Annotated in this window: 21 protein-coding genes; 16 read left to right on the top strand and 5 right to left on the bottom strand. The window is 59.8% G+C overall.

Going from position 1 to position 24,735, the window contains the following annotated elements; genetic code table 11:
* The first annotated feature begins 1,258 nt into the window (after positions 1-1,258).
* The 5 genes from DDD63_RS07710 to DDD63_RS07690 all read left to right on the top strand — a co-directional run bounded on the left by DDD63_RS07710 (position 1,259) and on the right by DDD63_RS07690 (position 7,545).
* Positions 1,259-1,942: a hypothetical protein gene (locus DDD63_RS07710; RefSeq protein ID WP_108715883.1), complete on the top strand. Its 684-nt coding sequence runs from the start codon at positions 1,259-1,261 to the stop codon at positions 1,940-1,942.
* A 207-nt stretch (positions 1,943-2,149) separates the two neighbouring features.
* Entirely contained in the window at positions 2,150-3,298 is a 1,149-nt protein-coding gene (ispG, locus tag DDD63_RS07705) for a flavodoxin-dependent (E)-4-hydroxy-3-methylbut-2-enyl-diphosphate synthase (RefSeq protein WP_108715882.1), read from the top strand.
* A 17-nt stretch (positions 3,299-3,315) separates the two neighbouring features.
* Complete coding sequence (locus tag DDD63_RS07700) at positions 3,316-4,176, top strand: GNAT family N-acetyltransferase (protein ID WP_108715881.1); 861 nt, start codon at positions 3,316-3,318, stop codon at positions 4,174-4,176.
* A gap of 209 nt (positions 4,177-4,385) precedes the next feature.
* Positions 4,386-5,324: an amidohydrolase family protein gene (locus DDD63_RS07695; RefSeq protein ID WP_108715880.1), complete on the top strand. Its 939-nt coding sequence runs from the start codon at positions 4,386-4,388 to the stop codon at positions 5,322-5,324.
* Between the two features lie 322 nt (positions 5,325-5,646).
* A complete protein-coding gene (locus tag DDD63_RS07690; protein ID WP_108715879.1) occupies positions 5,647-7,545 on the top strand; it encodes a proline--tRNA ligase in 1,899 nt (632 codons plus the stop codon).
* Between the two features lie 81 nt (positions 7,546-7,626).
* Here the strand turns inward: DDD63_RS07690 and DDD63_RS07685 are convergent, their stop codons facing one another.
* The 5 genes from DDD63_RS07685 to DDD63_RS12030 form a co-directional block, all read right to left on the bottom strand.
* Positions 7,627-8,619, bottom strand: coding sequence for a hypothetical protein (locus DDD63_RS07685; protein WP_108715878.1), 993 nt, complete (start codon positions 8,617-8,619; stop codon positions 7,627-7,629).
* A gap of 194 nt (positions 8,620-8,813) precedes the next feature.
* Positions 8,814-9,236, bottom strand: coding sequence for a hypothetical protein (locus tag DDD63_RS07680; RefSeq protein WP_108715877.1), 423 nt, complete (start codon positions 9,234-9,236; stop codon positions 8,814-8,816).
* Positions 9,237-9,454: 218 nt separating this feature from the next.
* The gene (locus DDD63_RS07675) at positions 9,455-9,736 is read right to left on the bottom strand and encodes a WXG100 family type VII secretion target (protein ID WP_108715876.1); all 282 of its coding nucleotides are present in this window, start codon (positions 9,734-9,736) and stop codon (positions 9,455-9,457) included.
* Between the two features lie 172 nt (positions 9,737-9,908).
* Positions 9,909-10,229, bottom strand: a complete 321-nt coding sequence (locus DDD63_RS07670; RefSeq protein ID WP_164505493.1) for a WXG100 family type VII secretion target — start codon at positions 10,227-10,229, stop codon at positions 9,909-9,911.
* A gap of 758 nt (positions 10,230-10,987) precedes the next feature.
* Positions 10,988-11,350, bottom strand: coding sequence for a hypothetical protein (locus tag DDD63_RS12030; RefSeq protein ID WP_125482469.1), 363 nt, complete (start codon positions 11,348-11,350; stop codon positions 10,988-10,990).
* Between DDD63_RS12030 and DDD63_RS12025 the strand changes: the two genes are divergently transcribed.
* The 11 genes from DDD63_RS12025 (at position 11,340) to infB (ending at position 24,684) form a co-directional block, all read left to right on the top strand.
* A complete protein-coding gene (locus tag DDD63_RS12025) occupies positions 11,340-11,660 on the top strand; it encodes a hypothetical protein (RefSeq protein ID WP_125482468.1) in 321 nt (106 codons plus the stop codon). The two genes, DDD63_RS12030 and DDD63_RS12025, sit on opposite strands and share 11 nt — an antisense overlap.
* Before the next feature lie 344 nt (positions 11,661-12,004).
* Positions 12,005-13,633, top strand: a complete 1,629-nt coding sequence (locus DDD63_RS07660) for a hypothetical protein (RefSeq protein WP_108715873.1) — start codon at positions 12,005-12,007, stop codon at positions 13,631-13,633.
* A gap of 458 nt (positions 13,634-14,091) precedes the next feature.
* On the top strand, positions 14,092-14,439 hold the full coding sequence (locus DDD63_RS07655; RefSeq protein WP_108715872.1) for a hypothetical protein: 348 nt from the start codon (positions 14,092-14,094) through the stop codon (positions 14,437-14,439).
* Between the two features lie 184 nt (positions 14,440-14,623).
* Positions 14,624-17,269 carry a hypothetical protein gene (locus DDD63_RS07650; protein ID WP_164505492.1) on the top strand — a complete coding sequence of 882 codons (2,646 nt, stop codon included), beginning with the start codon at positions 14,624-14,626 and terminating at the stop codon, positions 17,267-17,269.
* 320 nt (positions 17,270-17,589) lie between these two features.
* Positions 17,590-17,910, top strand: a complete 321-nt coding sequence (locus DDD63_RS12015) for a hypothetical protein (RefSeq protein WP_125482465.1) — start codon at positions 17,590-17,592, stop codon at positions 17,908-17,910.
* Positions 17,911-17,968: 58 nt separating this feature from the next.
* Complete coding sequence (locus DDD63_RS07640; RefSeq protein WP_108715869.1) at positions 17,969-18,655, top strand: hypothetical protein; 687 nt, start codon at positions 17,969-17,971, stop codon at positions 18,653-18,655.
* Between the two features lie 205 nt (positions 18,656-18,860).
* The gene (locus tag DDD63_RS07635) at positions 18,861-19,451 is read left to right on the top strand and encodes a hypothetical protein (protein WP_125482464.1); all 591 of its coding nucleotides are present in this window, start codon (positions 18,861-18,863) and stop codon (positions 19,449-19,451) included.
* A gap of 174 nt (positions 19,452-19,625) precedes the next feature.
* The gene (locus DDD63_RS07630) at positions 19,626-20,192 is read left to right on the top strand and encodes a ribosome assembly cofactor RimP (protein WP_108715867.1); all 567 of its coding nucleotides are present in this window, start codon (positions 19,626-19,628) and stop codon (positions 20,190-20,192) included.
* Between the two features lie 6 nt (positions 20,193-20,198).
* Positions 20,199-21,200 (top strand): transcription termination factor NusA, encoded by a 1,002-nt coding sequence (gene nusA, locus DDD63_RS07625; RefSeq protein WP_108715866.1) that lies wholly within the window; start codon positions 20,199-20,201, stop codon positions 21,198-21,200.
* Between the two features lie 148 nt (positions 21,201-21,348).
* A complete protein-coding gene (locus DDD63_RS07620; RefSeq protein WP_108715865.1) occupies positions 21,349-21,654 on the top strand; it encodes a YlxR family protein in 306 nt (101 codons plus the stop codon).
* Between the two features lie 90 nt (positions 21,655-21,744).
* Positions 21,745-24,684 carry a translation initiation factor IF-2 gene (gene infB, locus DDD63_RS07610; RefSeq protein ID WP_108715864.1) on the top strand — a complete coding sequence of 980 codons (2,940 nt, stop codon included), beginning with the start codon at positions 21,745-21,747 and terminating at the stop codon, positions 24,682-24,684.
* Positions 24,685-24,735 lie beyond the last annotated feature (51 nt).

Genomic DNA, 24,735 nt, shown 5'->3' with positions numbered 1-24,735 from the left:
GCCGCTGATGTTGATCTTCCAGACAGCAACTTGTGCGCTCACAATGCTGGCGTCCCGATCCCTCGAACCTCGGCGGGTCTTTAGGCGAACGGCAAAGGTATTGTGTTCCTATTACGTAGCCGTCATGGTTACCGGCTTGCTCTTTCCCGACGCCGACGACACACAAGACTACCCGTCACCCATCGGCCTCCTGCTAGGAGGGGCGAAGTCTCGCTGTCTCTCGCCGAAGTCTTGGGCTGGGTAGCCCGGGCCATGGTCATTATCACCATGGGCCTTTTGCTCGCCGCTTTCCTGTCTGCCTTCGCTGACCGGAATAAGGCAAGTGAGGCCGCGTATTCAAGTCGGCATGGCCTGGCGGCCAAACGACCAGCCCACCGGGAGCGGGCCCAGGGCAAGGACCCCGTCGCAGTTGGTCGAACGGTGCTGGGTGGGGAACATGAGCCGACTACACCGGACGTGCCTTCGCCGTCGCAGGCCTTGGAGGACACCGCTAGCTGTGCGGGTGCAGAGGAGTCCGGCTCTGCACCAATTTCTCCGGCTATGCATAAGGTGAAAGGTCGTGAGCAGTGTTGAGCCGTGAAAGAAAGCCGGAGGTCACGAGAGATCCGCAGATGCCGGAAGACGATTGTGCGGCACGGACTGCCTCGGATGGTCAAACGCCCAGTGCAGTGGATGTGACGCTGGAGCCGTTTCGATGGCGTGACACGTATGTGCCGGTGCAATGGCTGATGTGGGGACTGTGCCCAATACTCGCGCTTGTTCTGCCTGGCGGCGGTGACCCGGGTGTGCAGACCTTTGGTACCTTGCTATTGCTGTGTCCATACATACTCGTACTGCAAGCTACGATAGCCGTGCTCTCAGGCAAGGCGATGCGATTGGTTCAATGGTCGCCGAGAATGAAGCCAACTGCCATACTACTCGGCAGCTATTACCTTGCTCTGATCGTGGCAGGGGCTAGTTTATCCTCGGATACCGGGCACGGAGTCCATCCATCAATTCTCGAATCCGCCCTGGGGCTTGAGGCACGTGCTCTTAGCAGGATCACCGGTGTGGTGGCACTTGCTGTGCCAATCCTTCTTTTTGCTGCGCTCTGCTCGGCAATACGTGATTATCGGTGGGCTAAGCGATTTGCTCCGCCGCCCGCGCCAGATCCCAATGTAACAGGCGCATACCGAAACGGACGCGACAGTCGCTCCGCCGTCGACACCACCCAATCGGATCAGCCGCCTTTCGGTATGGACCATAGAAGAGGGTCACCATGGACGAACTAATAGAAGACGAACTAATAGAAGATGGTGGCGCGTGTAACCGGGATGCTGAGCGTGCTGATCAGCCCGACGATGCACCGCAGGGTGGGGAAGTAGTCCCCAGCGTAAATGTCCACAACACCACGCCGAGCAGCCAGCTGTCCGCCTCCTCAATGTCAACCAGCACAGGCGCTCGAGCCGAACCGCTTGACGGAGATTACGTCCCCACGTGGCGTGTGAAGCTGTTGACGATCCAGTGGGTCATGTGGCCGCTGTGCCCATTCTTGTTAGTCATAGTGCCAGGCAGCTTCGGAAATGGAACCGATGTCAGTCTTTTCAATCTGGCCGTCGGCGTTGGCCTCTTCGTATTCCAACTTGCTATCGGATTATTGACTCATGGCGCGACAGAACAGGAGAACCCGCGCAGGATCAGTAGTTCCAGCGCATTCTTCTTGGTTTTTTACTATGTGGCAGTGCTGATCGTCGCCGTGCTGAGCCCCGGAACGAACGCCATGGCCGGATATCGCCCCTCAATGCTCGAGTTGAGCTTGGGGCTTCGCGAAGGAAGTCTCGACGCACTCTACGTAGGCGCAGTTGCTCTCCTCGTATTCTCGGCGTTGGCGACCCTGGCCTCAGCCGGGTCTGACTACCTGGCGGCAGCAAGGAGGCCTGTAACGGCCCAAGGAGGCTCGTAACGCTCCGATCACGTGAAGAGAGAAGCGAATGACAGGTGGTCAAGCGAACAAGGTGAAGAAACCGCCCGCTTGACGCAGGGCGGTGTCATCCCTCCGATGGCCCCGTGCTTATGGGCCGTCGCGCGTAGTCGTTGCATATCACAGACTCAGCCATCCCAATAGGACCGCCGAGGTGGAATACTTGAATACGTGAGTGTCTCGCTAGGTATGCCATCTGTGCGCACAGACCCCGAGGTTCTAGCTGTGCGGAAGAAGACGCGTAAGATCCACGTCGGGTCGGTTGATGTGGGTGGTGACGCGCCCATATCCGTGCAGTCGATGACGACGACGAAGACCCACGACATCGGCGCCACCCTGCAGCAAATTGCTGAATTGACAGCCGCTGGTTGCGATATTGTGCGGGTTGCCTGCCCCACGGACAAGGATGCCGACGCGTTGGCGGTGATTGCGAAGCAGTCGCGTATACCGGTGATCGCGGATATTCACTTCAATCCAAAGTACGTTTTTACTGCCATCAAGGCGGGCTGCGGAGCGGTCCGTGTCAACCCCGGCAATATCCGCAAGTTTGACGATCAGGTGGCGGAGATTTGCAAAGCGGCCTCCGACGCCGACGTTTCTCTTCGCATCGGAGTCAATGCCGGTTCGCTGGATCCCCGTCTCTTGAAGAAGTACGGGCGTGCAACGCCGGAAGCACTCGTCGAATCAGCGGTGTGGGAGGCAAGCCTCTTTGAGGAATGCGGCTTTCACGACTTCAAGATTTCGGTGAAACACCACGACGTCGTCACGATGGTGCAGGCTTACCGGATGCTCGCCGAACGGGGTGACTGGCCACTGCATCTTGGCGTGACTGAGGCCGGTCCCGCTTTCCAGGGCACGATTAAATCCTGCGCCGCATTCGGCATTCTCTTGGCAGAGGGAATCGGCGACACGATTCGTGTTTCGCTGTCGGCGCCTCCGGTGGAGGAAGTCAAAGTTGGCACCAAGCTCCTGGAGACCATGGGGCTCCGACCACGCAAAATGGAGATCGTCTCCTGCCCGTCGTGCGGCAGGGCGCAGGTGGATGTGTGGTCACTGGCGGAAAGCGTCGAGGCGGGCCTGAAAGACATAACCGCACCGTTACGTGTCGCCGTCATGGGATGCGTGGTTAACGGGCCCGGTGAGGCCCGCGAAGCCGATCTAGGATGCGCATCGGGCAACGGCAAGGGCAAGATATTCGTCCGCGGTGAGGTGGTCGAGACCGTACCGGAAGACCAAATTGTTGAAACCTTGCTGCGTCATGCCAACCGTATGGCGGAAGATATGGACTTAGGAAACGAGAACGGAGAGAATTCCGGAGTACAGGTCGTTACCTACTAGTCGGAGGCAGTGTCAAGATGCGCTGGCCGGGTCGAGCCCCCAGTCCGTTGCGGCGTTTAAGCGGTGGCGACCGCGAAGCCGTTGTTTCCCTTCTGGACGCTGATCCCGTCAACGCAGTTTTGGCGCGGTCGAACGTGGACATGTTCGGGTCCGGTCCGTGGCCTGCCCTCGGTTATTTTGATGGTCCGAATAATGAGCTGAGTGCCATGGCGTGGGACTCTGGCAATCTCATCCCTCTCGGTTTCAGCGACGAGGGGCTGGACCGACTCGCGGAGACCGTGCTGAATCGAGGGCGTATCTGCTCATCGTTTGTCGGTCCGGCAGATCAGACTCTGGGTTTGTGGGAGCGGGTGGAACCGTATTGGGGTCCAGCGCGGGGTATCCGGGAACGGCAATACTCCATGGTGATCGATGACCAACCATTGATCCCTGGTGATCCCGAGGTGCGACCGGCACGAATCGGTCAGAGTGACCTCGTCTTGCCCGCATCCGTAGCGATGTTCACGGAGGAGGTCGGCTACGATCCCACCACCTTCGGTAGTGCGTATGTGCATCGCGCCCAAGGCCTGATTCGCTCCGGGCGCACGTACATAAGACTGGGGCAGGCGCCCGACGGCAGTGGACCACGGGTTGTTTTCAAGGCCGATGTTGGCGCGTTGGCTGGTGGGGTTGCACAAATACAAGGAGTCTGGACCGCGCCTGACCTGCGAGGCCAGGGCATCGCGACGGCGGGTATGGCCGCCGTCGTCAAACAGGTTCTTGCTACTTTCGCCCCCACGGTTTCGTTGTACGTCAACGACTTCAATACCTCTGCGGTGGCAGCGTACCGGAAGGTGGGCTTTAGAACCGTGGGAGACTGGGCAACGGTACTGTTTTGAGCGGAAAAAGGTGACTTCGCGCGGGCGCGGTCCGCATCTGCCCAGCACACGCTGAGCCTGCTTGGGCATTTTCGGACCAACCTAGATGTGCGTAACGCAGCGAGTAACACGAGGCCAAAGAAGGTTTCCGGCGCAAGGGAAATACACCTAGGCGCATTTGCAGCTAAGTGACGGTTGACCGATATGGGACTGCCCGGGAGAATGTGCTTATGACACGTGTAATCGATGTTCATGCTCACTACGTCCCGCAGGACTACCGCGAAGCCCTTGTCGCTGCGGGCATTTCGCGGCCGGACGGCTCTCCCGTTCCGCAATGGAGCGCTGCGTCGCATCTTGAGCTAATGGACGAACTCGGTATCGATACCGCGGTGCTTTCCGTATCCAGCCCGGGGCCCTGCTTTGGCGACGACGCAATTGCTTGGGCACAGAGACTCAATGACGAAGGAGCGCGCGCGGTTGCGGAGTATCCCGGGCGGTTTGGGTTGCTGGCATCTTTGCCGATGACCGCTCCGGAGGCGGCAGTCAAGGAGGCTGTGCGTGCTCTGGACGCGTTGTGGGCCGACGGCATCATATTGCTCACGAATGTTGCGGGGCGTTATCCGGCGCATCCAGATTTCAGTGAGCTCTTGGCGGAATTGAATCGTCGTCGTGCGGTGGTATTTCTTCATCCGACGGCGCCGCCGGGTTATGAGTCGATTCCAAACGGTCGTCCCGCGGCTCTTATCGAATATCTCTTTGAGACAACGCGTGCCGTGGTTGACCTTATCCTGTCGCGAACCCTTGAGCGGTATCCGGATATTCGGTGGATTCTGCCGCATAACGGATCCGCGCTCACCGCGACTGCCGACCGCGTTCAACTTCTTACCAACTTCCTCCTGCCGGTGGGATCGCGTCCGAATGTGGAGAAACTGGTTAAGGGCATGTACCACGAAATCGGCTCCTCTGCTCCTTTCCCGCGGCAAGCCCGCACGCTGGTGGATATGGTTGGCACACAGCATCTGGTATTCGGCACTGACACGCCGTATGCTCCAGACCATTCAGTGGTTGAGAACGCGCACCGCATCTGCGGTGGTGGCCTGCTGCGCGGTAAGGACTTGGACGACTTGTTGAGTACAACCGCACTGGAATTGTTTCCCCGACTGGCGTAACGCATGGCGGCGAGCTTCGGCGGCCGCGTCAGCCCAACGGCTTACTGAGCATTTCTTTCCTCCGGCACGTCTTCGCGGCATGGATTATGGCCTCGTGCACTGGTACGGGAGGCATGTATTGCGCGGAAGGCGGTGTGAAGGCAGGAGCATCTGCGCGGCGGGACTAATTCAGAGCGTAGTATGCAGCGGGTCTAAGCAGCGGCAGGACTCGTCTGCGGTGCGGCCAATTGCGGCGAGAGTAGTTTCGGCGCGGCCAATTCCTGCGGATACACGAACAGGCTGCCTGTGCGGATGGACGCAGGAGCCGCGCCCACCACAGGGTATGCTTGGTCCCGTGCTGAAGCTATCATCTCTTTTTCTCCGTACCCTGCGGGAGGATCCCGCCGACGCCGAAGTTGCCAGCCATAAGCTGCTGGTGCGAGCCGGTTACATACGCCGTGCCGCGCCCGGCATTTACACCTGGCTACCGTTGGGGCTACGCGTGTTGCGCAATGTTGAGCAGATCGTACGCGAAGAGATGAATCGGGCTGGGGCACAGGAGGTGCTTTTCCCGGCATTGCTTCCCAGCGATCCATACGAGGAGACAGGCAGGTGGAGCGAGTATGGGCCAACGCTTTTCAAACTCAAGGACCGAAAGGAAGCAGACATGCTTCTCGCGCCCACGCACGAGGAGATGTTCACACTGCTTGTAAAGGATCTGTACTCGTCGTATAAGGACCTACCGTTGGTCCTGTACCAGATTCAGACGAAGTACCGTGACGAGGCCCGTCCACGCGCCGGTGTGATTAGAGGCCGCGAGTTCGTTATGAAGGATGCGTACTCCTTCGATATCGACGACGCCGGTCTGGAGTCCTCGTACAGCCTCATGCGCGATGCATACCAGCGGGTCTTTGACAGGCTCGGCTTGCCTTATGCGATTTGTTCGGCAGTCTCCGGTGCAATGGGAGGATCGCGTTCGGAGGAATTTCTCTTCCCTTGTGAAGTTGGCGAGGACACTTTCGTCAGATCGCCCGGCGGGTATGCAGCAAATGCGGAAGCGGTCACCACTCCAGCATTGCCGGAACTCGACTATTCCAACGAACCGGAGCCGCTCGTTCTCCCGACGCCTGATGCTCCGACGATCGATACACTGGTCGATGTTGCTAACGACTTGCACCCACGGCAGGGCAGACCGTGGCAGGCGGCAGACACTCTCAAGAATGTCGTGGTGGTGGTCACTCAGCCGGACGGTGAGCGTGAGCTTCTAATCATCGGAGTGCCTGGCGATAGGGATGTCGACCTGAAGCGCGTGGAAGCGAATCTTGCCCCCGCCGAGGTGGAAATGGCAACCGCTGAGGATTTGGAGGAGTTCCCAGAACTCGTTCCCGGTTATATCGGCCCCCAGGTCATCGGACCGCAGTCATCGCGGCGCCGGGCGGAAGCAGGCGCGGCACAAGCGATGCCGCGCGAAGAGACGAGTGGTGCCCGTGTTGCGGATGGGGAAACCAGTGCAAGTGGTGCTCGCGCTGGGGACGCAGGAACGGCACACCCTGCGCTGCGCTATCTACTAGACCCGCACGTCGCGCGCGGATCAAGCTGGATAACCGGCGCGAATGCCGCGAACAAACATGTTTTCCATCTTGTGTATGGGCGTGACTTCGAGGCCGATGGTTTCCTGGAAGCGGTTGAAGTACGCGCGGGCGACGAAGCGCCTGACGGCTCGGGTCCGCTCGAGATCGCGCGTGGAATCGAGATTGGCCACATCTTCCAGCTGGGTCGCAAATACGCAGATGCTCTGGACCTGACGGTTTTGGACCAGAATGGGAAGTCGCGTGTTGTCACAATGGGCTCCTACGGGATCGGTGTTTCCCGTTTGCTTGCCGCGCTGGCAGAGGCGAACCACGATGAGAAAGGCTTGATATGGCCGAAAAGCGTCGCGCCTGCAACCGTGCACGTAATTGCCACGGGAAAGGACGACGCTGTGTTTGATGCTGCTGCGACGATCACGGGCGCACTGGACGACGCCGGTGTAGAGGTTCTTTTCGACGACCGGAGGAGGGTTTCCGCAGGTGTGAAGTTTGCCGACTATGAACTCATCGGTGTGCCTTATGCGATCGTGGTTGGTCGCGGTCTGAAGGACGGCGTCGTCGAAATCCGGGATCGCCGCGCGGGGACTGCACGAGAGGTACCCGTCGGAGAGGCGGCGGAGCACTTCGTCGAGGTAGTGCAGGAGGGGGAGTAGATCCCCGCAGTAGAACTTACCGTGACCGACCGCGGCGAGGTGGGCGGCAGCGAAGTGGACTTGAAGAAGGCGTGCAGGCGCTCAATTTGCCCCGGGCATGGCGCCGACGCTCGCCGCGTCCTCACTAGAGTACAAGGAGCAGGCGTAGTTGACAGTAGCCTCTCGACCGGCTGCATCGGCACTGGCCGCTGCTTGTAGAAGCTGCGCCGTCAGCGTGTCGAGGGCGACGGAGGTGTAGCTCTGGCCGTCCGCGAGATCGGGGCGAGCCGCGAAAGCTTCGCGAGTGTCCGCTGTTCCGCCTACGATCATCGCTTCTTCGAGGTGGGTGATTGATTCGATCCGATTCACCTCGAAATCACGCCCATCAGCTGGAAGAGCAGCTGCATCAATTTCCAGCCACTGCCGGACGGAGTCTGCGGCTATGAGAGAGTCGGTAGTTCCGGTGGCGGCAGCGACAATCGTCATGTCGGTGTCACCGCAGCCGGGGGCATCGATGTTGGTGGTGTCTGCCAGGCGATTCGCGAGTAGACGTGCTCCCAGGGAGATCGACAGATAAGTGGCCCTGTCAGCCGCGTCCGAGTCGGAACTGGCGGCCAGCGCTGTGTCCGCCAAGTCCGTCAGTTGGGTGCGAAGTTCGGAATTGTTGGCCGCTGTGCCTGCAGTATTCAATGGTGGATTGGTTTGGCCGGTTGGTGCTCCTGAGGGCCATGGCTGCCAGGTTCCGCCCAGCGACTCGGCCCAGATGGGGCCGGCGTCGGCAATCTCCTGGTAAATGGGAATGTCGGGATTTGCAGTGGCGAGTTGTTGGGCGGCGTTACCGGTACGCAGCGCCTGCTCGACGAGACTTTCCCTCGCCTTTTCCGCGCTGGAGGGAGGCGTGGGCTGTGGGTCCTGATCCAGCCGCACACCTATCGCCACCATGATTCCTGCGAACACTGCCACCGCCAACAGTACGCCACCAAGAAAACGGAGAATTGCGCCAACGTCATGGCGCGGCCTGGCCACTCTGCCTTCGTCATCAGGTGGCGTGTTGCCTTCGGGTTGGGCTTGGACGGTTTTCTTCCGGGCAGTCATGGTTCATATCATGCCATGGGATGACGGCCCACCGTCCTACTGCGCGCACAGATTCTCGGTTCCAGCCTGCCGAGGCTCGAGGCGGAAAGGAACTCGAGGCGGGAAGGAAATCGTCTCACCGGGCACACGGATTCTACTCAGTGGAAGGTACACAGTGCGCCGACGTTGGAAGCGTCTTACTGCGCGCACAGATTCTATGGTTCTTGTTGGGGGAAGTCCGGCAATTCGATATGGGATCCGGTTTGGAAGGTTGCGTCCACATTGTTTGCGCAATCGCGCAAGTACTGGCCGAGTACATCTGGATCGAGATTGAGGGCTGTGGCGGCCTCGATGAGGGCGGAACTGGCGTTATCGTCAGCGTCATACAACTCCTCGACTGCCTGGTGAAGATTGTCCAGAACTTCGCGTAGCCCTTGCTCAGTGTCACTGATACCGCTGCCGATGTCGCCGTTGCTGTCACCGAAATTAGGCGGATAGGTTTCAAGCATTGGCATTGCCCATTGCGCGGTTTGTGCCTCTTCATAGGAGGAACGTACCTGTGTGTACTCCTCGATGAGCTCGTCCAGTTTCGTCATAGTGGCGTTGATTTGTTCAGGGATAAGAACAATATCAGTCATAGGGGCTCTCTTCTCACGCGTGAGGTGGCAGGGAATCCGACAGGGCGGAAAACCCGACGCCCACAGCTCTCTTCTGGTGCGAGAGGTGGTAGTTCGGGCTCTTGCGTTGTGGTGGGTTGTTGGGGTGGGTTGGTGTTGATTGTCGCTTGTGTTGGGGTGTCTGTGTGTGGTTGTGGGGTGGTGTGTGGCCCCGGGGGTGGGGCCACACATGGGGGTGTTTAGCGGAAGCGGTTGGCTGCGCTTTGGTCGGTTTGGAGGTAGTTTTGGCCGGATGTGGCTACGCGTTGTGAGGCGGCGCGGAGGAGTTCGTTGAGTTCTTGGGCGAGTTTGTCCCATTGGGCTTGGGCTTCGGAGTAGGCGGCTTGGGCATGGCCGTCCCAGCGTTCCCGGATACCGTTGAGTTTGGACTCGAGGTTGTTCAGGATGTCATCGATACGCGAGTACGAGCTGGACATGCCCGAAGAGCCGGACTGTAGTCCCTCAAAATTGACTTGAATCATGGGTTCGTTTTCTTCCCTTGGTCGACTCGTGCCGAGAATCTGTGCCGGGCTCTCTCTCCACGACGGTGGGAATGGAACCGGTGACAGGGGCACGGTGGTATGTGGTTTGGTTTCGTATAGTCCGACCCCGCCTCACACCAGGCCGGATGAGACCTGGTGGCGGGGGTGGGGGTTAGCCGCCCAGGAGGCCTTGCATTTCTCCCCAGGAGGAGGACACGTCGGCTTCGGTGTCTTCGACTTGGGCGGCGGTGCCGGTGAGGTTGGAGGAGAACTCGTCGAGCACGGCGTAGAGTTTATTGACCCGCGTGTTCCAGTTTTGTTGGAAGTTCATGAACGCGGCGGCGCCGGAGCCTTTCCAGGCGGTGGCCCAGCCGGCGATTTCGTTTTCTAGGCGGGAGATTTCTCCGGTGAGTTCTTCTTTGGCTGAGGCGACGAGTTGGGCTCCTTCCCGGATCGCACCATCATCGCGTAGCTGGTTGGTGTTGATAGACAACGGCCACACACTCCTTCACATAATCCATTGGTGTCGTGCTTTGCCAGTATGTTGTGTTGCTGTGACATCCTGCTCGGGCCCGGAGGTGAGCGGGAGTTCTGTCACGTGTTCCTCACCCTAACCAGGCCCCGGCCCGGCCCGCTAGCCAACCCAACGGGTATCAATACCCATTGACAACACACACCACCCCATGCTAACCACCCCGCACGGCACGGCGTTGACACGCCTTCCTATAGGGTCATGAGCGCCGCTGCTTGCGGGCCTCGTGGTGCGCTGGGCAACACGATCAGATGATGTGCGATGTCGCGTTTACCAGCATAAATACGGCCTTATCGATCGTGTCGGTGGGTGCGGTGGCGGGGGCGGGCGGCAGCAATGTCCGCCTTGTTAAGGCGCTGTCTCTACGCGGCTTCTGGAGGTCCGATTGTTGGTCGGAGGGATGCCCTCACACTGACTGGACGTGACGTATTTCACGTTGTCCGTTGGCGGGTGAGGCGGCTTTGACTTGAGCGACGCCGCCTGGGTGTAGTTGTCGGGGAGGTTGTGAACGTGCCGTTGGGTGGTGGTCTGGTCATGGTGGGGGCGTGTCTTTGTTGCGCGTGGTTTTGGATGCTGGATGGGGCCCGCATCCGGGTCTGGGGGTAGCATCTGAAAAGTGGCCGTGGGAGGGTTGGTCATCATGCCAAGCGTGGCATAAGCCCATTAGTCCATGGGCCGAGGTCTGCCCACAAAGTACCGGGCGTGGGATGCCGTGACGCTCAGCCAGTGGTGGGTATGAGGATGAAGGTTTCGGGTGGGTCGTCGGGGTCGATGCGGTAGTCTTCGAAGACCATGCCGGTGGGTGTGAAGTCTCCGGGGACTTGGTAGTACAGCCAGCCCTCACCGGTTTCGCCCTGGTAGAGTCGTGACACTTTCACAAGGTATTCATCGCCCTTGTACCCTCCAACGGTCATGTAGTGTTCGTAGTATTTACCTTTCGATGTGCCCACGATATGGCGGCCGAGGTCTGTGTATGCTGATGCTTTGTCGGGGTCGTTGTTGGTGATGCGGAGTTTGACGCCGACCCATTTGTGTCCCTCGATGGTGACGGGGTGGTCGGCGGCGGCGAGGATGTCGTTCACATTAGGTGAGTATTCCAGGATCTCCACCGTCCACCCACCGACCTGGGTCGGCCCGGTGACGGTCGGAGAAGCAGACGCCACTGGCGTGGTTGGCTCCGTTGTACTGGCCGTGGTCGTTGGTACGGGTGCTGTTGCCTGCGAGGAGGAGACCACCGGTATCGGCGTGGCGGTTGGTTGTGTGCTGGGCGTGTTCCGTCCCGCGATGACAATCCCGGCAACCACGACAGCCACGACCACTACAGCGCCAATGAGCGCCCAGGCCCAGCCGCGCGAGCGATCCCGACCAGCCGTCGCAGTTGTATTAGCTTGAGTTGGGCCGGCTATGTGAGGGTCGTTGTTGGGCGGTGGTGTGGTCATTGTGAGGGTCTTTCTGTCCGAGTCTCGGGTTGTCGTGTTCTTTGATTGTGACAGATCGCGATGTGGTCCGCATTCTCCACAGCAAGTTTGAGAGTCGTGAAAGCAGCGTGACAGGCCTATGACCTGCGCAAACACGGTGAGGAGCATGTTAAGGACAAGAAATACACTTCCGTATCCGCTGGACAAGACAACGATAAGTCGTTAGAGTCTGTTGCATCACACACGATCCTGTTCCGGGTGCTGGGGTGCTCACCGAGTACGACCCTAACTGGGACGCGAGGGGAGAGGGGACAGCAGTTGGCCAGTCGGGAGCAGCGGGATATTCTGGCGCAGATCGCGACCTTCGACCCAGAAGAGGCACAGCAACTGGCCGAAAAACTGAATGAGGTCAGTGATGGTTTTGAGGGGTTGCGTCGCAGGGTTAATGGGATGTTGAATCCGGATGATTGGGGGATTCGGGGTGCGACGGCGGATGCGATGTTGTCGTCGTTGGAGTGGGTACGGAACCGCCTAGGAGACCACGCGGATGATACGGAAGCCATGGGCAAGTCGGTTCAAGTGATCGCTGACGTGACGATTCAGGCCCGGGCCGCACACAAGGAGATCAGTGCGGCCACCGAAGCATCGGATACTGCCTATAAGGTAGAGGTCGCCTCGATTGGTCTGGCGAGTAGTACCGTGCCGTCCCCGGTCAATGCAGTCCTTGCCAATGGTGGCATGGAGCATGCCGAGCAGGCGCATGAGGCCCGTGATGCTGGCTTTGAGGAGCGGGCTGGGCGGATGGTGGATTATGTGGGTGAGGAGGTGGATCGGGCGATTCGTATGCTGCCCCGCTCGGAGAAGGCGGCTCCGCGGTCCTATGTGACCTACATGCCGCCATCGTCGTCTGGTGTGGATTCGTCGGTGACGGGTCTACCCTCTGATGGTGGGGCGTCGTATGCGGCGGCGTTGGCGGAGGGCCGCCCGGTGGAGTCTGACGTGGATGTGTCGGATGGTGGTGGGTCTGTTGTTCCGTCGGTGGGTGCGGTTGCTGCTGGTGTGGGTGTTTCTGGGAGTTTGGCGTGGATGTTTTCGTGGTATGCGGGTGAGCGTGTCGAGGGCATGGTGGGTACTCCACAAGGCAGGATGATCCGAGCTGATTCCGCGGAGGCACGCTACTTGTATGGTCCGGGTGGAGGGGATTTGATGGACCGGGTCCGGGAAGCCGGACGCCTCTCCTTCCAAGACAACAACAACCCTACGGGTGGTGCTGCTGGGGCGGCGGGAGCGGCCGGGGCCGCAGCGGGTGCTGCCGGGGCTGCTGGGTTGGCCCGTGGTGCGGCATCTGGTGTGCGGTGGAGTAATGCGCAGCAGATGGGTATGCGTCCCACCCGTATCCCCTCTCCGGCCAACCCCAACAAGGCACCGGGACCCGAGGAACCGGAACCGGTGTGCGTGGTGGCCAGGCCCAGCAGGCAGGCGCGCGTGGTACCGGTGGTGCGCGGGGCGGACAAGCCGCTAATGGCCGTGGGGCTGGTGCGGGCGGCGTCCGGGGTGGCCAAGCCCAGGGTGACCGTGGAACCGGTGTTCGTGGTGGACAGCCTGCTGGTGGTCGTGCTGGGACTGGCCGTGGAGCCGGTACGGGCGGCGTCCGGGGCGGGCAGACACAGCAATCTGGCCGTGGCACGGGTCGTGCTGGAACGGGTGTGCGCGGCGGGCAGGCACAACAGGCCGGTATGCGTGGCACCGGCATGCGGGGCGGTCAAGTACAGCAGTCTGGTGTGCGTGGCGCGGGTGTGCGTGGTGCTGGTCGGAAGCGGGATGAGCGGGAGCGGAGGTGGAGTCCGGAGGTGTGGTGTGCCATGCGTGGTCGGGAGGTTCCGGACCCGCAGGAAGAGGAACGCCGCAAGGAGGAAGCGCTCAAGCGGTTGGATGCGGTGTGGTTGAGTCGTCATGGTGCGGAGAGTGTGCGTGAACGTGAGCGGCGTGAGGCCGAGGAAGCCACCCGTCGTGAAATGTTCTCCCGTCCCCTGCTGTACTGGCGAGAGCCCCGCGAGAAGGGTGAAGGCCAATGACAGCTGTGCGTCGTGTTCACGCTGCCAGGTGCCTGTTTCCAGGCGTGAGCTTCACACCAGTTGCACGGCTGGTTGATCCGACCGTGCGGGGACGACCACCGTAAGTGTGGTCGCGTGGGGTGTGCGGCATGCTGGCCTTGTGGCTTGATGGGTGGTAGCTATCCCGGGTGTGGGGTGGACGTTGACGTTGAGCATGGGCGTGCCTGGTCGACCGAACGGGAGGATCGAGGGGCGAGGAGAGCTGCTGCGCGGCGGACGTCGTTTTGGGCGGCGTAATAGTTCAGACAATGGCGAGATACTCTCAACTACTAGTGCGAAGGAGACGAACCAGTGAGTATTGAGTTTGATCGTGATGCGGTGGGTGTGCAGGCGCAGGCCCGGTGGGAGGATGCGGCGGAGTTTGGTCGGTTGACGGGGTTTGTGCGGGGTATGCAGGTGAGTCGGTGTGTGTCACAGTTGCCGGTTCATGTGAGTTCGGCTGGTAGCAACGAGTTACGGTCGGCGTTACGGGAGTTTAAGGACGATATGGAGGACGTGTTGGGTGAGTTTTCGGATACGTGTTCGATGCTCGGGTCGGGGGCCAAAGACGCTGCTGGCGATTTTGATGACTCGGAGAGGTTGAGTGCGGCGCAGTTTGAAGAGATGAACGCTCTACTGGGTGGAGGGCAGGACTTGTGAGGCAGCACAGTGTGACTGGAGAACTGGTGCGGGGAAGAGTTCCGGGCAGGCCTGTGCGGCCTGTGAGGCTTGTGAGGCCTGGTGGTGTGGCCACGCGTGTGGTTGCTGGGGTGTGTGGGGGTGTGTTGTGAAGGGTGAGGATGTGTTTTCGTTGCCGCCGGATACGTCCGGGGCGTGTTGTGAGGTGGCAGACCAGTTTGGTGGTGTGGGTGGTCAGGTACAGACCACGCAGGTGGCGATGATGTCGACTGCTGGTATGCCGGGCTGGTTGGGTGAGTCGGCGACGGCGTATCTGGATCAGGTGTGCCGGTTGAAGGGTATTGCGCAGGATGTCAGTGGCGTGTTGATGGATGTGGCCGGGCCGATTAAGGAGTATGGGGAGAAGGTTCGGGAGACGAGAGAGTCGGTCAAAGTCCTCTGGCAAGACTATGACGATGCGTATGCCGCCTACGAGAGGAAGATGCAAGACCTGCAGCAGGAGCGGGTTGATTTTGCGCGCACGGGTGTGGGTCCAATGTCGGATTACGATATCGACCGGGCGGAGCAGTCCTGTCAGGAGGAGTGGGAGGCGACTCAGGCAGAGTTGCGTCGTACCCATCAAGGGTATTTGGAGGCGTTGGATGAGCAGGCGCGAGTCACAGCGGTGCAGATCACAGCGATTAAGGACCGTCTGTTTGACATGTCGAAACCACATGGCACGCGGGAAGAGATCGGTGTAAACCTGTTCGGCGATCTCGACCTGATCGCCGTACAAAACGAGATGAACCACGCCGCCCAGATCGCACCCGAGATGGCCGCCATCATCACCAACCCCAACCCCTCCCCCGAAGAACTCGAAGAATTCTGGAACCAATACGGCGACGAACTCGGCAACCCCTTCGTCACCAACATGCTCCTCACCCACGTATCAGCAGAAGAATTGGCCGACTTCGCATGGCGAGTTCGCGCGTTACCAGATAACAGTCCAGTGCGTTCCGAGCTTCTGCATGGGATCGGCACGACCATCGTTCTCGGTACCGGGGGAACAAACTTAGACGGAGAACATGCTGACGAGCAGGTCCTGTTTGAGAAGTACAAGGACCAGATCACTCTGAAACCCGGAGTCACCGCGTCATCGCAGACCGGGGCTTTCATTGAAGAGCTGAAGACCGTGGGTGGAGCGTTGTACAACCCGAACGACTATGGCTCATTCGCTGTGCCTTATTACGAGCCGATGCCGGGGTACGCGTTCATCTCTAACTTGATTGGTGAAGCCGGCCGGGACAATCCGAATCTCGCACTTGGTCCAGCCTTCTTCGAGAAGCCAGCCGACGATGGTCGCTCTCTTGCAGAAGATATCGTGGCCTGGGATGCGGAAACACTGCCGTGGGTGACAAACAGTCCCTATCGCGACACCTTGCCCTCATTTGGTCCGGATGACAGCATGTACGATCCAATGCATGCCATGTACACACTCATGGATCAGCCGGAATGCTTAAACCCGGAGATCCTCGCAGAGCAGGGAAAGACGGCCGATCCCGCGTTGCTTGCGGTAGATCGCGAGCGATTCAATGCGGTCCAGGAGTTCCTGGTCAGCGATACACCTGCTGGCATAGATATCAATCATGACGGCATCGTCGATAGCAACGACGAACCGATGAACATGACACGCTACCTCACCGGCGGTCGAACCATGTTCGATGCGGAGAGCGCCTACGGTGGTTTCCAAGATGGTGGCGAACAGTTTGGGCGTTTGATAGCGGAGATGTCAATGCCGGAACTAACGCCGGACCGGTCTCAGATCAGCGACGAAGAATGGGAACAGTGGAAGATACGAGACAAGCGATCCACTGGCATTGCGGGCAACTTCCTCTACGGCTATCAAGATGCTCTGACCATGGAAAACGAAACGGACAAGCTGCACGGGCAAGATGTGTACGGGTACACAAACTCAAACCTTCGATCCTGGTCGGGCGAGATCTTAGCGCCCTATATGGAGGACATCGCTATCGCGCTCGAGAATCCGGGCCAAGACGTGGTTGTAGCATTCGAAGAAGGTGGGCAACATCGGATTACCTTTGGCATTGACTTGCGAACCCAACTGCTGGGAAACCACGGGTATTTCGTGGATATCGGTTTTGACCGCTCGTCAATCGGAGGCCGTGCTCCTGCAGTGGAAATCCTATACGCCGCTGCTGAGCTTCAGTCTACAGCCGAGTACAACACGGCCTTTGACACAATGAATGATGGCGGAGACCCGGACAGGGTCATCGAGAAGTGGACACCGTTAAAAGAAGCACTATTCACCGCAAGTGCAGACTCGCATGACCAGGAACATGCTTTCTTCGACCGCGCCAATCGCGGGAAGAAAGATCTGATCAAAATGGTTATGGGTGCCAATCCCTTGCAATACATCATTGAGAGTAATCCGGGGAAGTATGTGATTGGCCAGGGTCAGTCAGTGGGCATTCCGGCGATCCTCGATATTGTCTTCCCAACCGATACCGTCATAGTTGGGAATCAGTCGCAGTCCCACATCGCTCTTGAGAAGGAAATGGAGGCCAGCATCTATGAAACCATCAGTACACGCTCAACATTCGAAGATGCCGACATGTCACCGCAGGAGTTCTGCTATGACGAAGACTTTACCGGAGTGCCATTTCTTGACGACGACGGAGCGGTAAAGCCGTGGCATGACATGAGTGATGACGAACGCGCGTCCTTCAAGGAATATCTCGAAAACCACACCGACTACGGTGAGCTTTTCGAACCCATCCAGGAGGAGATGATGCAGGCGAAAGATACGCGTGCAACCGCCTTCGCTGCAACAGGTGCGGAGCGAAGCAGCTAATGAAGGGTCTCTATCAGCTTTTCGCAGCAAAGGGAAAGGCTCCACTGGTCTTCACCGCAGTTCTCTGCTTAAGTCTTTGTGTTGGGTGTGCAGCGCCCAAGGCTGAACGTGCAACGGCGAGCGTGGAGTCGACATTTGTGGCGCGGGACCAGAGACAGGATGCTATGAGCGTGGATCTGCCTGATGGGTGGAACGAGGTACTTACCGATGGCTCGAGTTTCGAGTACCGAGGGCCGGCCGATGATACAGAAGGAAGCACTGCGGCCGCAGTGTGGGCATGGTGTCATCCACCTCGGCACATCGTATCCTCAGATTATCGGTTGACTGACACGACTGACACCTACAGCCTTGATGGCGCCTTAGCGCAGCATCTCAGTGCTGATTTAGCGGACGAAGACACGGCCGACTTCACCGTTTTGCCAGCGCGTACCATTGACGGTAATCCCGCCCGCGGATATTCCTATATCTACACCATTGAAGGCTCGCCGGAACGCCGCGAGATCTGGTTGGTTGGCAGGCATGACGTGCTATGGGAGATCACGTTGAGGGCAGCTGCGGGAGATACAGAGTTGCCACCGGAGTTGGATGGTTCGGTTTTGGACTCAATCAGGTGGACGACGCCATCGGCTTCGTCGACGTGAGAGGGTACGGCCGGTTGGCTCGACTTCTGTTTTTGTTGACAGGAAAGGCATTCTTGAGATGAAAGAACACCTGGCAGAAGGTACGCGCGGTCGCATATGCCCGTACCGGCAGGTAGTGGCTCGGATGCTTGCTTGCGTAGCGCTGATGTTTGGCGTACTCGTTTCCGCCTGTGCGCCGGGTGGCTCTGGCTCCGATGCGGCAGCAACACCGAGCGTTGGGAGGCTTTTCACCACTACCACGGACACCGCGGATGTGATGGATGCTGACGCTCCTGCTGGTTGGGTCGAGACAACTGACCGTGGTGAGACGGGCCTCGACTATATCGCTTCGGAGGATGGAACCACCGGGTTTGCGGGAGCATCGATCCGCGCCACCCGGCTATCACCGGATGTCTTGTTGGCCAGCGGTTACGAGTTTGCTGGTCGGGCCAACACCTATGACTTCGACGCGATCTTCACCTCATGGCTGTACGACGCCGAACGCTACAACCCGCAATCGGACGTCGCGGAGTTGCCTGCGCGCACCATTGACGGTGATCCCGCCCGTGGTTTCTCATACACAACAACTACCAATCAAGCAAAAGCGCGCTACCAGATGTGGCTTGTCGCCCGCTCCGATGGTCTGTGGCGCATCACATTAAACGCCGCACCGGACCAGATGGTCCTTCCGCCTGAACTCGACGGCATTTTGGACACGATTACCTGGACTACGCCGTCGGACGAGTCGACGAGGCCCTCGACATGAGACAGATGTGTGAGGGGAGGCACCTCGCATTCTTAGCCAAGTTGAGTGTGCGGTACCGACACGGCGGCACTCGGGGAGGCATCGACAGGAGAAGTCCATGATCACACAACGTCTAGTCAGGCAGCCTTCGACAGGCCGACGAAGAGTCGTCGCCTTCAGAGGGGCACGTCGGATATCTTGTCTCGCCATGTGCATCCTGTTTGCCGTGACTGGATGTGGACTACCCGGCATCGGGACGGCACCGCCGTCGCCGCCGTCAACATTCGTTGCGAACCTTAACCTCGAAGATGCCATCAGTGCCGATGTCCCCAACGGGTGGAATGCAGGGAGGCCTGAACGAATTCCGTATGACTACTGTATTTCGCCAGCCGAGGTGGGAGAGTGTACACGGCCTTCCTTCGGGGCGGAACACCTCGATCCGTCCTGGGTACGGGAATATACGGTTTTCGATGAGAAGGACACGTACGATCCGGAAGGAGAGTACACTTACAACCTGGACCGCTTAGTCTCGCGGTCACTGTCCGGTAAGGTACGGTACGAACCCCGCAGCGACTTCATGGTGCTCCCTGCCCGTACTATAGATGGCAATACTGCCCGCGGGTACAGTTATGTGCTGTCCTCGAAAGATGGACCGATACGCCTTGAGGAGTGGTTCGTTGGGAGACGAGACGGCGTCTGGATACTTACACTGCGCTCGGCGCCCGGGGAAACCACCCTTCCACCCGAACTTGACGGCATTCTCGACACGGTCAAGTGGACTACGCCCGCACCCTCGCCGAGTGCCTCGCCCACATGACCGCAGCCGATATGACGCCGGCCTGCGCGCAGCGTCGTCGCCAGGACTCTGCGCGCAGTGCCTCCACGAGTGTCTCGCCCACTTGGCGGCGCAACACCTCTCTTTGGAACCGCACGTGTGTCCATAGTGTTGCGTTCGTGGAACGGCGTCGGACCTGAACGGTAGGCTGGTGGCATGGCATCTTCGAAGAACAGCCGTCCAAAACGACGGCAGGATGGAGCCGGACGCCGAGCGGTCAACAGCGCGCGGCCGGCCGACGGGTCGCCTGCCAGTACGGGTGCCGACGTAGCTGGTATAACCACCGAGCTTGAGGCGATTGTCGCGCAGGCAGGCCTGTACCTGGAAGGCGTCAAAGTTGGCCGTGCTGGTAAACGCAAAGTCGTGAAAGTCGTCGTCGACCTACCCGAAGGCCCGGGTGGCGTTGATTCCGATTCGCTCACCGAGGTATCACGTGCGATTTCCCAACGTTTGGATGATGTTGATCTCGTTGCTGGCGCGTACACACTCGAAGTGTCAACACCCGGTGCGCAAAGGGAGTTGACGGAACTACGGCATTTCTCACGAGCGCAGGGCAGACTAGTAGAACTGCGCTTGGCTGACGGATCTGAGCTTGTCGCTCGTCTTATGGAGCTGAGCGGTGATACCTTGAAGCTTCGTACGAACGATAGCGAAAGGCGTATAGGCCGGGGAGACATCGTGTCCGCTCGGGTACGTGTTGAGTTTGGTAAAGACGAAGGGTAAGACAGCATGGACATACAGATGAACGAGCTCCGCATTGTGGAGAGCGAGCTCGGTATCAGCGTCGATGTGCTCATTGGTGCCATCGAGGATGCCCTGTTGCACGCTTACCAGCGTGTGCCGGGTGCGGTGCGCGGTGCTCGAGTGGAAATGGACCGTTCCAGCGGAAAAGTCACCGTCTATGCGCCGGAGGTCGACGACGAGGGGAATGTCATCGGCGAATTCGACGATACTCCCGGCGACTTCGGAAGAATCGCAACCGCCACGGCGAAATCGATCATTGCCCAACGTCTGCGCGACGCCGAAACCGACCGCGTGCTGGGGTCATTCAAGGGCAAGCAGGGCGAGATCATCTCCGGCGTGGTACAGGCGAACGCCAACCATAAGGGAGATCCGCGTGATCTTCTGGTACAGGTCGGAGAACACGAGGCATTGCTACGCGCGGACGAGCAGGTTCCTACCGAGCATTTCCGGCACGGCGACCATATCCGCGCTCTGGTGCTCGAAGTATCTGTTGGCAGTCGCGGTGCCTCGGTGCGACTCTCGCGCACCCACCCTGACTTTGTCCGTCGCCTCTTCGAGCAGGAGGTGCCAGAGATTGCCGATGCAACAGTCGAGATCGTCGCGCTGGCTCGCGAAGCGGGGCATCGCTCGAAAATAGCGGTGTGGTCCGCGTCGCCAGAAGTTAACGCGAAAGGCGCATGCATCGGTCACAACGGGCAGCGTGTGCGTGCCGTCACCACGGAACTTAACGGTGAGAAAATCGACATCGTTGATTACGACGACGATCCGGCGAAGTTCGTAGCTGCGGCCCTCTCGCCCGCAAAGGTTGTGCGTGTGGACGTGTTGAACAAGGATCAGCGGCAGGCACGTGTGATCGTTCCTGACGGGCAGACATCGCTGGCCATCGGCAAAGAGGCACAGAACGTCCGGCTCGCAGCGAAACTAACCGGATGGTCAATCGATATTCGCAAGGAGTCTGAGTATCCCGTCGGTGCCACTGATCGTTGAGCAGTTACCGCAGGTAAGGCGCGCTGAGGGCGACGCCGGAAGCTGCGTCGTCGTGTCTCGGTTCACTCAGCTGAAGCGGAGCAGGAGACTGCGCTGCCGACAGTAACACGCTAAAATACTTGAGGTTCTGCTGACGGATGGAGTGTGTGTGACAACGAACCCGCGCATGTGTGTGGGCTGCCGCCGCCGAGATTCGCGAAAGAACCTCGTTCGCGTGGTGTGCGTCGATTCCACTCTCGTGGTGGACGAGGAGGCGCAATACCAGGGACGAGGCGCATGGATACATGCGGAGGCCAACTGTTGTGCGTTGGCCGTGCGTCCGGGAGTTCTCGAACGCGCACTGCGAGTCAGACAACTTGATTCAGGCGCACTGCGTCAGTGGACCCATACCGTACAAGAACCGGGAAGCCGCAACGGCGACCCGGTGTTGACCCGAGAAAAAGAAAGCGGGTAGGAAGCCGATGGGCACCCGATGAGTACCCAGCGATGAGCTGCCAGCAATAGAGGGTCTGCGCGAACCGCCCAGACCCTGAGAAGGAGAACTGTGGCCAAGGTCCGCGTCCATGAACTTGCCAAAGAACTTGGCATGCCGAGTAAGAAACTGCTCGAAGTGCTCAAGGAGAACGGCGAATTCGTCAAGTCAGCCTCTTCAACCATTGAGGCTCCCGTCGTGCGTAAGGCACGTGAATACGTAGAAGCTCATCCCGAGCTTGTTGAAAAGAAGTCTGCTCCGAAGAAGGCGAAGAGCAAGGCGCCTGCGAAGCCGAAGGCTGTCGGCACAGAGGCAGCCGCAGAGTCGAAGGCCCCGGCGCAGGCAGCGCCGGAAGCTACCCCGAAGCCGTCCGCTGCGCCTAAGGCCGAGGCGTCGGCAGATGCGGCGCAAGCAGATGCTCCGCAAACGCAGGAGCCGACTGCCGCTGCGCCGTCGGCTCGTCCCTCCGCACCCAAACCGGGACCGAAGGCATCAAAGGCCGAGCCTGCCCCTGCCGCGCAACCTTCAGCAGCGCCGACACCCGGTCCGCGCCCGGTTCCCACTCCTCGGGGTGCGCGGGAAGAACACGAACAGGCGGCCTCGGATCGTGCCCGCCGTGAGGCGGCGGCCAAGCGGCCGCGTGGTAACCGGCAGGGTGCGCCGCGTCCGGGCAATAATCCGTATGCCTCCTCGCAGGGGATGCCGCGTCCCGGTGGTGGACAGCGTCAGCAGGGTGGCGGTAAGTCCGGTGGGGCTAAACCGCGTGCGCCGCGTCCGGGCAATAATCCGTATGCCTCCTCGCAGGGGATGCCGCGTCCCGGTGGTGGACAGCGTCAGCAGGGTGGCGGCCGGTCCGGTGGGGCTAAACCGCATGCGCCACGGCAGCGCTCCGGAGGCGCTCCGCGGCCAAATCCGAACATGATGCCTGATCGTATGGGCACACAGAATGCGCCCGGTGGTCGTGGCGGACGCGGCGGTCGTGGCGGTGCACAGGGCCGTGGTGGTACGCAAGGTCACGGCGGCGGGGGGTATCGCGGTGGCGGTTTTACCCGTTCCGGCGGTCGGTCACGTGGTGGTTCCACCGCGGGTGCATTCGGTCGGCAGGGAGGACGCCCCTCACGTAGTCGTAAGTCGCGCCGCGCCAGGCGGGAAGAGTGGGAAGCACAGTCTTCGCCCATGGTTGCGGGTGTCGAAGTGCCGCGTGGTGACGGCTCGACCGTCGTGCGTGTACGCGCCGGCGCCTCCTTGGCCGATTTCGCCGAGCGTATTAGCGCCGATCCTGCTGCCTTGATCACCGTGCTGTTCCGCATGGGGGAGATGGCCACCGTCAACCAGTCGCTCGATGAGGACACCTTCAAGCTTCTAGGCGCCGAACTCGGCTACGACGTGCAGATTCTTTCGCCGGAGGATGAGGACCGTGAGATCCTCGAATCCTTCGATATTGATCTGGAGGCGGAGGAAGCAGCCGAGGATGACGAAGACCTGCGGCCTCGCCCGCCGGTTGTGACCGTGATGGGCCATGTCGATCACGGTAAGACCAAGCTGCTGGACGCCATACGCCATGCGCATGTTATCGACACTGAAGAGGGCGGTATCACGCAGCATATTGGCGCCTATCAGGTCCATCTGGAATACGAGGGCGAGGATCGGGCGATTACCTTTATCGATACGCCCGGCCACGAGGCATTCACACAGATGCGTGCCCGCGGTGCGGATATCACCGATATTGCCATCCTGGTGGTCGCAGCCGACGACGGCGTCATGCCGCAGACGGTAGAGGCCATTAACCACGCCCAGGCTGCGGGAGTGCAGATTATCGTTGCCGTCAACAAGATTGATGTTGAAGGTGCGAATCCGCAGAAGGTGCGCTCGCAGCTGACCGAATATGGAGTTGTTTCCGACGAGTACGGCGGCGACACCATGTTCGTTGATATTTCCGCCAAGCAACGGATCGGCATCGACAACCTGCTGGAAGCCGTGCTGTATACCGCCGATGCGGAACTCGACCTGCGGGCCAATCCGGACCGGACGGCCCGTGGTGTTGCCATCGAGGCGAAGCTCGACCAGGGCCGCGGTGCCGTGGTTACGGCGCTCGTCCAGACCGGAACGCTGCATATCGGGGACTCGCTCGTGGTCGGTACGGCGCACGGGCGCGTGCGCGCCATGTTCGACGAGAACGGTGAGAATGTCGAGGATGCCGGTCCATCGCGGCCGGTACAGATCCTCGGACTGTCTTCCGTTCCTTCCGCCGGTGATTCTTTCCTGGTGGCCGACGACGACCGGACGGCGCGTCAGATCGCCGACAAGCGAGAAGCGGCTCAACGTGCCGCAACACTGGCACGCCGTCGTAAGCGGGTCTCTCTCGAGAACTTGAACGACGCTCTCAAGCAGGGCACGGTGCAAACGCTCAACCTCATCATTAAGGGTGACGCTTCCGGCTCCGTCGAGGCGCTGGAGTCCTCCTTGTTGGAAATCGAGGTTGGCGACGAGGTGCAGTTGCAGATCATCCATCGCGGCGTCGGTGCCATCACTCAGAACGATGTCAACCTCGCCACCGTGGACAACGCAGTTATTATCGGCTTCAATGTGCGCCCCGCAGAGCGTGTGCAGGAGTTGGCTGATCGCGAAGGCATCGAGATGAAGTTCTACTCGGTTATCTACAATGCGATCGAGGATGTCGAAGCAGCGCTTAAGGGCATGCTCAAGCCGATATACGAGGAGGTCCAGCTCGGTACCGCGGAGATCCGGCAGGTCTTCAGGTCTGGCAAGTTCGGCAATATCGCGGGTTCTATTGTCCGCTCCGGTCTGATCCGCCGCGGTGCAAAGGCACGGCTTGTTCGCGAGGGCGTCGTGGTTGCACCCGACTTGGAGATCGCCTCTCTGCGGCGCGAGAAGGATGATGTCACCGAGGTTACGGAAGGCTACGAATGCGGTATCACACTCGGCTACAAGGATATTGCCGAGGGCGATATTATCGAGACCTTCGAGATCCAGGAGAAGGCGCGCGACTGACATTGGGATGACTCCCGCCTCCTGCCGGAGCTTCGTGCCTCGATGATGTTT

The sequence above is a fragment of the Actinobaculum sp. 313 genome (assembly GCF_003073475.1).
GTDB lineage: Bacteria > Actinomycetota > Actinomycetes > Actinomycetales > Actinomycetaceae > Asp313.
The sequence above is the reverse complement of the archived record's forward strand: the minus strand, read 5'-3'. Positions and strand labels throughout refer to the sequence as shown.

Bases quoted from the DNA above. Each gene is read 5' to 3' on its own strand.
- DDD63_RS07710 (WP_108715883.1), top strand. From the start codon at position 1,259: ATGGACGAACTAATAGAAGACGAACTAATAGAAGATGGTGGCGCGTGT.
- ispG (WP_108715882.1), top strand. From the start codon at position 2,150: ATGCCATCTGTGCGCACAGACCCCGAGGTTCTAGCTGTGCGGAAGAAG.
- DDD63_RS07700 (WP_108715881.1), top strand. From the start codon at position 3,316: ATGCGCTGGCCGGGTCGAGCCCCCAGTCCGTTGCGGCGTTTAAGCGGT.
- DDD63_RS07695 (WP_108715880.1), top strand. From the start codon at position 4,386: ATGACACGTGTAATCGATGTTCATGCTCACTACGTCCCGCAGGACTAC.
- DDD63_RS07690 (WP_108715879.1), top strand. From the start codon at position 5,647: ATGCTTGGTCCCGTGCTGAAGCTATCATCTCTTTTTCTCCGTACCCTG.
- DDD63_RS07685 (WP_108715878.1), bottom strand. From the start codon at position 8,619: ATGACTGCCCGGAAGAAAACCGTCCAAGCCCAACCCGAAGGCAACACG.
- DDD63_RS07680 (WP_108715877.1), bottom strand. From the start codon at position 9,236: ATGACTGATATTGTTCTTATCCCTGAACAAATCAACGCCACTATGACG.
- DDD63_RS07675 (WP_108715876.1), bottom strand. From the start codon at position 9,736: ATGATTCAAGTCAATTTTGAGGGACTACAGTCCGGCTCTTCGGGCATG.
- DDD63_RS12025 (WP_125482468.1), top strand. From the start codon at position 11,340: ATGTCGTTCACATTAGGTGAGTATTCCAGGATCTCCACCGTCCACCCA.
- DDD63_RS07640 (WP_108715869.1), top strand. From the start codon at position 17,969: ATGAAAGAACACCTGGCAGAAGGTACGCGCGGTCGCATATGCCCGTAC.
- DDD63_RS07630 (WP_108715867.1), top strand. From the start codon at position 19,626: ATGGCATCTTCGAAGAACAGCCGTCCAAAACGACGGCAGGATGGAGCC.
- nusA (WP_108715866.1), top strand. From the start codon at position 20,199: ATGGACATACAGATGAACGAGCTCCGCATTGTGGAGAGCGAGCTCGGT.